This is a genomic window from Fuchsiella alkaliacetigena, from assembly GCF_023227765.1.
In the GTDB taxonomy this organism is placed as follows: domain Bacteria; phylum Bacillota; class Halanaerobiia; order Halobacteroidales; family Acetohalobiaceae; genus Fuchsiella; species Fuchsiella alkaliacetigena.
On record NZ_JALKBZ010000078.1, the window covers coordinates 1 to 7,377 of the forward strand.

A 7,377-nucleotide genomic window follows, 5' to 3' on the forward strand; every position below is an offset into this window, starting at 1 on the left:
GAGGCCTAGGATACCAGGTTTTCATCCTGGCGGCAGGGGTTCGAATCCCCTTGGGGGTACCACTTAATTAATTATTATTAGCAGTGTGAATTATCAATTGAATATCGTGGAGGGGTGCCCGAGTGGCCAAAGGGAGCAGACTGTAAATCTGCCGGCGATGCCTTCAAAGGTTCAAATCCTTTCCCCTCCACCATTTTAAGCGGAAATAGCTCAGTGGTAGAGCGTCTCGTTGCCAACGAGAAGGTCGCGGGTTCAAATCCCGTTTTCCGCTCCATTTTAGTTTTAAATAATTAATAAACATAGATTTGAAAGAGCTTCTATTTTTTAATGTAGAAGCTCTTTTTTTATTTTGAAGGATTTTATTATTTGATCTTGAAATAATATATAGCTAACTTAGAATTATTTGTTTTGATTATTTCAGCTATTGATATAAAGTAGGAGGTATTTAGTTTGAATAAAAAAAAGGATGAAGATCAGAATAAAAGTGATAATTTGCAAAAAAATAAGGATAAGCAAGCTAAAAGTAAAGATAAGCAAATAAAGAATAAGCAAACTAAAATTGATAGTAAAAGTAAAAAAGCTAAACAGGAAACTACTAATAATGTTACTAAGACTAAAGTTAATATTTTTGGAGATGAGTATATAATTAAAGGTGAGGAGCCAGAGAAATATATTCAGAATATAGCTAATTTTGTAAACGCAGAAATTGATGAGGTTGCTGAGCAACTGAATAGTAGATTAAATAGAATGAAAATTATGGTTTTAGTTAGTATGAAGTTAACTGATAAGTATTATAAATCTCAAAAAGAGAATAATAAATTACAGAATAACTTAAAGAAAGGAAAAGCTAACTATGAAAAATTAAAGTCACAGTATGAGCAATTACTTAATAAACACAATGAATTACAAAAGGAGTACGATAATTTAGCTAAAGAGTATGAAAGTTTTTTGGAGGAATTCGACAGCAGCAAGGAGGATTGAGCTTTGATACAAGCAATTAGTTTATTGGATTTTGGCATAATTGTTATATTTATTTTTTTTGTATTTAGAGGTTATAAACTAGGTTTGATTAGGCAGATTGTTTCAATTGCTGCTTTAGTAATTGGTTTTTATATAGCTATGGATAATTACCAAATATTAGTTACTTATTTTAATGAGAATCTTGTTTTGCCTATCTTTATTGAGCCAGTTATTCCTACTCTATCTTTTGCTTTAATTATTATTATAGTTAGTGCTGTGATTAATATAATTGGTTATTTATTGAATGGCTTAACTAATTTATTGTTGATATCTATGCTCGATGATCTTGGAGGAGCTATTGTAGGTTTTATAAAAGGAGTTTTAATGATTTATATTACTTTGCTTTTGGTTGAACAGATGTCTGTGGGAGTAGTAGAAGAGCTTATAGAGACGTCGGTTTTTGCTGATGAATTTTTGAATATAACTCCAATTGTTAAGGAAAGTTTAGAGAAGTTTATTAGTTAATTAGTAAAGTTGAGGTGTAAATTAATGCTAGATAATTTGCGAGTAGCTTGGACATTAAAGGATATAGGTGATTTATTGAAAATCAAAGGTGATAACTACTTTAAAATTAAATCCTATTATGATGTTAGCAAGCTGATTCGAAATTTAGATGAGGATATCAATGATCTGTTAATTGAAGATAGATTAGAGGAGTTAGAGGGAGTTGGTAGTGGCTTAGCTGCTACTATTGAGGAGATTTTGACTGAGGGGAGCTGTGCTAAGTATGAAGAATTAAAGGCTGAACTTCCTCTAGGCTTGTTGGATATCTTAGATTTATCTGGAGTGGGTCCTAAGAAAGTTAAGCAGTTTTACGAAGAGCTGGAGATAGATAGTTTAGAAAAGCTGGCCCAAGCTGCTCGACAACGAGAGTTAAGAAAGTTACCCGGAATTGGTTCTAAAACTGAAGCTAAGATTACTGATGCTATTAAAAGGAGTGAAGGTAAAGGTCAAGAGAATCAAATTAATTTAGCTATAGCTACTGACTTAGCTAATGAGTTAATAGATATTTGTACTAAGCTGTCCAGCGTTAATGAAGCAGAAATAACAGGTAGCTTAAGAAGAAAAGAGGAATTAATTGAGCAGATCGATTTATTGTTAGCTACTGAATCACCAGCTGAGTTGCTTGCTTTCTTGTCAGAACTGCCGCTGGTGACTTCTTTAACTGAAGAAGAAGATAGAGTTAAGTTGACTAGTCGACTTGATATTGAGATTGAAGTGTTGTTTACTGAGTTGGAAAGCTTTTCTTGTGAGTTATTAAGGTCCACTGGAACTGAGCATCATTATACTAAGTTAAAGGAGTTGGCTGCTCAAAGAGGCTATGAATTGAGTAGCAGCAGCTTATATAATAAGAGTATTGCTGAAGATGAAGTAGTCAATTCTGAAGAAGAGATCTATCAGCGGTTAAAGTTACCTTATATAATTCCAGAGATAAGAGATGGTAAAGAAGAGATTGAGTTAGCTTTACAGGATGATTTACCTGTTAAATTGGAAGTGGCAGATATCAAGGGAGATTTACATTTACATACTAACTGGAGCGATGGAGCTAGCACTATTAGGGAAATGGCAGTTGCTGGTCAAGAAAGAGGCTATGAATACTTAGCTATCTGTGATCATTCTCGCTCTTTGGGAGTAGCTGGAGGTTTAAAGGTAGCTGAATTGAAGCGACAGCTTGAGGAAATAGATAGAACTAATGAACAGTTGAGTGATTTTCAGATTTTAAAAGGTTCAGAAGTGGATATCTTAGCTGATGGTAGTCTGGATTATGATAGTCGGCTTTTAGAGCAACTGGATATAGTAGTAGCTTCTATTCATTCTGGTTTTAGACAGTCTAAGCAGAAGCAGACTCAAAGGATTATAACTGCTTTGGAGAATGAGCAGGTAGATATTTTAGGCCATCCTACCGGGAGATTACTGCCTAAAAGAGATCCTTATCCGGTGGATATTGAGGTTATAATAGCTAAGGCAGCTGAAACTGATACTATCTTGGAGGTTAATGCTTCGCCGGAAAGGCTGGATTTAAGTAGTGAACATCTCCGTTTAGCTAAAGAAGCAGGAGTTAAGATAGCTATTAATACTGATGCTCATAGTGTTGAGCAGTTGGATAATGTGCGTTTTGGAGTCTATAATGTTCGTAAGGGATTGATTGGGCCTCAAGAAGTGGTGAATACTTATTCGCTTGCTCAATTAAGAGAGATATTAGCTACCTAACTCTATTGGTATAAAGTTCAAATGATTAAAACCTATTGGACACAGACTAAAATCTGACCAAGTTCTGACTAGACCTTAAGAGATAAGTTCAAAAGCATAGTTTAGATATTAGAATATTGCTATAATAATGAGCGAAATTATGTTAGCGCAGCAACATAAAACCAATTTTTCGTTATCAGCAGGGTCAAATGGGTGTTTATAAGCGATATTAAAGTTTATTTTTTTAGTGCTTCTTGACGAATCGGAGCTTAAATAAAAGCTGGTTTAGCAAATTTTTCTAATTAAAATTTGCTTGCTTTTATTTGAGTGGAGATGAGTCTTAGAAGTACTAAAATAAACTTTTCTAGCGTTGACGCGAAGCTAATCATTACTTTGGAAACATCCATTTGGCCTACCGCGCCAATGAAACAATAGAACGATATTGTTTTAAAGCTTTAATCAAAAAAGGAGGAATAATTTTGAATTTAAAAGAAATATACGACTTAGCCGTGGAAGTAGGAATTAGTGTAGACTTGCGTGGGACTGAAGAAATTGAAAAGAAGTTAGAACGAACAAGGGAAAAATATGAAGAGCTAGATGATGAAGAACAGGAAGAGTTTGAGCAGGAAAAGCTGGATAATCCTTATGCCGATACTCGAATTCTTTATGGCGACCCCGAGACTGAAGTTCAGAAGATATTGGTGGGAATTGATATTGAAGTAGGGGAGGTTTTAATTGCCGATAGATTGCGAGAAAAAGGCGAAGAGATAGATTTAATTATCTCGCATCATCCGGAAGGTAAGGCTTTAGCTAATCTTCATCAGGTGATGCATATGCAAGAGGAGATTTTACACTTGAATGGAGTACCGATTAATGTTGCTCAGGGAATTATGGCTAAAAGAATTAAGGAAGTAGAACGCAATCTGATGCCAGTAAACCACAATAAGGCTTTGGATGCTGCTAAGATTTTCGATATTCCTTTAATGTCGGTGCATACCCCGGCTGATAATTTAGTTACTGATTTTTTACAGAATAAGATCGATGAGGCTGAGCCGGAGCGGGTAGAGGATGTTATTGAACTATTAAAGGAGATTCCGGAATATAAGGAAGCGGTTAACTTGAAGGCGGGCCCGAAGGTGATAGTTGGCAGTAAGGAAAGAAAGACTGGAAAAGTTGTAGTGGATATGACTGGGGGGACTAGCGGCTCTAAAGAAGCTTTTAAGAATTTAGCTCAAGCTGGAGTAGGAACCTTGGTCTGTATGCATATGGGTGAGGAGCATCGTAAAAAAGCTGAAGAAAATCATATCAATGTAATAATCGCTGGACATATTGCTAGTGATTCTTTAGGGATGAATCTATTTATTGATAAACTAACGACCGAAGGAATTGAAGTAACTTCCTGTTCTGGTTTGATTAGAGTTGAAAGAGGAGAGTAGGAGGGCTGATAAGAGTTGAATCAACATACACTGGAGATATTGGAGTATCAAAAGATTAAGGAAAGATTAAGCAAGCATACTACTTCAAAGTTAGGTCAAAAATTAGTGGAAAAGTTGAAGCCGGTTACTGATTTAGATTATATACAACAGCGACAGCTAGAGGCTACGGCTGCCAAGAAAATTTTAATTCGTGAGGATGCTGTTCCCTTAGGTGGGATTAGAGATATTCGCGAAGCTTTAAAGAAGTCGAATAAGGAAATAACTTTAAGCGCTAAGGAACTGTTGAATATAGCTAATACCTTACAGTCCGGTTATAGATTAAGAAACTATTTTCTGGATTTAGAGGAGGAAGATGAAGAGGAGGAGTATCAAGCTGTAATTAAACATGCTGTGCAGATAGGCGATTTTGAGCCTTTAGTTAAGCAGATTAAAAGATGTATTGACCAGCAAGGCGAGGTGATGGATAGGGCCAGCAATAAGCTAAGAAGTTTACGGAGGCAGATTAGCAGCTATAAAGAGCAGATTAAGAGTAAGCTAAACTCTATCCTAGCTTCTAACAAGTATGAAAAGTTTATTCAGGAGTCCTTAGTGACTATTAGAGATAATCGTTATGTGATTCCGATTAAGAGCCAGTACCAAAATGATTTCCCGGGAATTTTGCACGATCGTTCAGCCAGTAAGCAGACGGTTTTTATTGAACCGATGGAGGTTGTAAAGCTAAATAATAAGTTAAGAGGGCTGATTGCTGAGGAAGAGGATGAGGTTTATAGGATTTTAACTGAACTAACCTTTGCAGTACAAGGAGAGCTAAAGGAGATTGAGCAGACGCTAAAACTGTTGGCTTTTTTAGACTTTACTTTTGCTAAGGCTAAGTATAGTCAACAGATTGAGGGAGCAGAGCCTCTTTTAAATAAGGAGCAGCAGCTTAAACTATTAAAGGCTAGACATCCTTTGATTGAACTGGAGGAAGTGGTGCCGGTGGATGTAGAGTTAGGTCGAGACTTTTCTACTTTAGTAATTACCGGGCCCAATACTGGCGGCAAGACTGTTACTTTAAAGACTGTTGGTCTCTTAACTTTGATGGCTCAGTCAGGACTGCATATTCCGGCTTTATCAGGCTCGGAAGTAGCTGTTTTTGATCAGCTTTACGGTGATATCGGCGATGAGCAGAGTATTGAACAGAGCTTGAGTACCTTTTCTTCTCATATGACTAAGATTATAGATATTTTGGAGAACTGTGCAGAGAATGCTTTAGTTTTGTTAGATGAGATAGGTGCTGGAACTGATCCTACTGAAGGTGCTGCCTTGGCGATGGCTATTTTGGATAATTTACATCAACGTCCGGGAGTTAATACGGTAGCTACTACTCATTACGGACAGTTGAAGACCTTTGCTTATCAGCGAGAAGGAGTTGAGAATGCTTCGGTAGAGTTTGATGTACAAACTCTAGAGCCTACTTATAGACTGCAAATGGGTCTGCCTGGTCGGAGTAATGCCTTTGAAATAGCAGCTAGACTGGGCTTTGATGAGGAGATTATTGCTCAAGCAAGGAGCTTTTTGGATAGCAAAGAAGGACAGGTAGATGAAATTATTCAGAGCTTAGAAGAAAATAAGAAAAGCATTCGGGATGATAAAGAGAGCATTGAGACTAAAAAAGAGGAAGTTGAGAATTTAAAAGCTGAATATGAAAGTAAGTTAGTGGAAGTAGAAAAGAAGGAAAAAGAGATAAAAAAAGAGGCCTACGCTGAGGCTGAACAGATAGTTGCTGAAGCTAAGGAAAAGGTGGATCAGGTGATTGAGGAACTGAAGGCTGAAGCAGAGGTTGAGGAGGCTACAGCTGATAGAGCTAAAAGCAAGTTTGATTCTACTCGCCATAATTTAAGTAAAGAGCGGGAAAAATTAGAGGATAAAATTAAAGAGCAGGAAATTCAAGCAGCTCCTCAGGATCTGCAAGTAGGAGAAAGAGTGCGTATTAAGAACTTAAATAAAGATGGAAAGATAATTGAATTACTGGATAATAAGGAAGAAGCAGTTGTTCAGGCTGGAAATTTGAAGGTGAATGTTGAGATTAGTAGATTGGAAAGGGTGGCTGTCGAAGAAAAAGAAAAGGCTAAACAAAATAAAGAGGCTACTGTTAGTAAGCTAAGAAGCCAAAAGACGCGAAAAGTTTCTCCAAAACTGGATTTGAGAGGACTGCGGGCCCTAGAAGCTAAAAAGAAGGTGGATAAGTACTTGGATAATGCTGCTTTAGCTGGGCTTGGTAATGCTGAGATTATTCACGGTAAAGGAAGCGGTGTTTTAAGAGAGATAGTCCAGGAACTATTAGCGGAGCATCCTCATGTCAATGATTATAGAGATGGCCAAGAAGGAGAAGGTGGTTTAGGAGTTACTATAGTAGATTTATAATTTGATATCATAGGCATTAACTTAGTCCATATTTTTCTAATCAATTTACTATTTTATAAATAAATTGTTTAATTCAGATGATAAAGGATAGATGATAGAGGATAGATAAAAACATAAGTTCAAAACCTATTTAGACACAGACTAAAACATTAGTACATTCAAAACTTAAAATATTTAAGTCTTTTTATCTTTTAATCTTGTACGTTTTAGTCAGATTTTTGTCAGAACTTAGTCTGTGTCAAATTGCTCTTCTCTATGTGTTAGGATAGTTGTCGTAAGGACTAAATTCTGTGTATAATAAAGTAACGACAATAAATCCTAAGGA

At 36.3% G+C, this 7,377-nt stretch carries 5 protein-coding genes and 2 tRNA genes; all 7 read left to right on the plus strand.

Going from position 1 to position 7,377, the window contains the following annotated elements; genetic code table 11:
• Positions 1-108 precede the first annotated feature (108 nt).
• Positions 109-193, plus strand: a tRNA-Tyr gene (locus MWH30_RS12995).
• A gap of 6 nt (positions 194-199) precedes the next feature.
• A tRNA-Gly gene (locus tag MWH30_RS13000) sits at positions 200-274 on the plus strand.
• Between the two features lie 176 nt (positions 275-450).
• Positions 451-981 (plus strand): cell division protein ZapA, encoded by a 531-nt coding sequence (locus MWH30_RS13005; protein WP_248664526.1) that lies wholly within the window; start codon positions 451-453, stop codon positions 979-981.
• A gap of 3 nt (positions 982-984) precedes the next feature.
• Positions 985-1,485, plus strand: a complete 501-nt coding sequence (locus MWH30_RS13010; RefSeq protein WP_248664527.1) for a CvpA family protein — start codon at positions 985-987, stop codon at positions 1,483-1,485.
• Between the two features lie 24 nt (positions 1,486-1,509).
• On the plus strand, positions 1,510-3,231 hold the full coding sequence (polX, locus tag MWH30_RS13015; RefSeq protein WP_248664528.1) for a DNA polymerase/3'-5' exonuclease PolX: 1,722 nt from the start codon (positions 1,510-1,512) through the stop codon (positions 3,229-3,231).
• 458 nt (positions 3,232-3,689) lie between these two features.
• Positions 3,690-4,646 carry a Nif3-like dinuclear metal center hexameric protein gene (locus tag MWH30_RS13020; RefSeq protein WP_248664529.1) on the plus strand — a complete coding sequence of 319 codons (957 nt, stop codon included), beginning with the start codon at positions 3,690-3,692 and terminating at the stop codon, positions 4,644-4,646.
• A 15-nt stretch (positions 4,647-4,661) separates the two neighbouring features.
• On the plus strand, positions 4,662-7,052 hold the full coding sequence (locus MWH30_RS13025; protein ID WP_248664530.1) for an endonuclease MutS2: 2,391 nt from the start codon (positions 4,662-4,664) through the stop codon (positions 7,050-7,052).
• The last annotated feature ends 325 nt before the right edge of the window (positions 7,053-7,377 follow it).

Excerpts from the sequence above, each read along its gene's own strand:
- polX (WP_248664528.1), top strand. The coding sequence starts at position 1,510 with ATGCTAGATAATTTGCGAGTAGCTTGGACATTAAAGGATATAGGTGAT.